The organism is Vibrio sp. M260118 (genome assembly GCF_036533755.1).
Lineage (GTDB): Bacteria > Pseudomonadota > Gammaproteobacteria > Enterobacterales > Vibrionaceae > Vibrio.
The window spans coordinates 1-1,148 of record NZ_JATABG010000613.1 but is presented as its reverse complement, the minus strand read 5'-3'; the positions used below and the strand labels follow the sequence as shown (position 1 = coordinate 1,148).

1 protein-coding gene is annotated in these 1,148 nt (G+C 48.5%); it reads right to left on the bottom strand.

Annotation, left to right across the window (positions count from 1 at the left end; genetic code table 11):
• Positions 1-2: 2 nt before the first annotated feature.
• Positions 3-1,148: ABC transporter permease (locus tag QTO00_RS20020; RefSeq protein ID WP_331426310.1), on the bottom strand; the 1,146-nt coding region annotated here is incomplete at its 5' end.

Here is a 1,148-nt window from a genome sequence, read left to right as displayed (position 1 = left end):
TTTTACGGATGGCGAGGTTTTCGAGACAAAGACTCATTCGGTAGTAAACCTTTAATTGTCAGTCTGCGATACTTAACGTGCAATCGGCTAAGTAGAATCGCGAAAGAGAAAAACATCAGAGGCAACAAGGCTTGCCAAATCGCATAGATAGCGGTGACTCGTCGGTCGAAGCCACTTGAAAGTGCCACAGCTTCCGTTGTTATGGTGCTAATGCGCCCTGCGCCCAAAATCAGGGTGGGTAGGTATTGGGCAAGACTAACGCTGATTCCTATTGCCCACGCAAAAGCGACCGCAGGAAGTAACATTGGCAATTTGACTTTGATCCAGGCTTGCAGCGGCGATTTACCTAGGCTGAGCGCGACTCGTGTCAGGCCGTTATTATAGCTGCGCCATGGTCCATCTAGAGACAAATAAACAAAAGGAAAAGCGAAGAAAATATGCGCCCAGCATACCCAGAATAGGTAGGCGTCACTGTTTAAATACAAGGTCACAACCTGCATACCAAACAGAACTGAAAGTTGAGGGATAAGCATTGGGATAGCGATGATATAGCCAGGAACTTGCCAACGGTAACGAAGGCGATATTCATGGGCTATCAGGGCCAACACCAGGCTTACGGTGGCACATATTACTGCAATCAGCATGCTTTGTTCTATCGTGCTAGCGATACCTTGCCACTCATATTGCCAAAAGCGCAGGCTGAACTGGGTCGGTAGCAGGTCTGGGTATCTCCATCTTTGGGCAATACTCCAAATCACAATCAAGGGAACCATCACTATGGTTAAGCTGCCAATGGCAATGAAAAGACTTTTACCCGGAAGTTTGTGACCGGTTCGGCCTGAATATTGCCAAGTGCGGAATCCTTTGGTGATGGTCCACTCAATCAAGCGAGCCAAGCCAATAAGTAAGCTTGCGATCGCAAATAGAATCACGGCTCCGGCAGCGGCTCTGGGCAGTAATGACAAGTCAGGTTCGTTAAACCATTGCCAAACTAAAACCGCAAATGTTGGCGGGTTTGTGGGGCCGAGAATGAGCGCAACATCGACCACGGACAAGCTATAGGCAATCACAGCGAGCATTGGAAATCTAAGCTTGGCAAACCACTGTGGTAGAATCGCTTTCCACCAAGTTTGCGCTGTGCTGTAGCC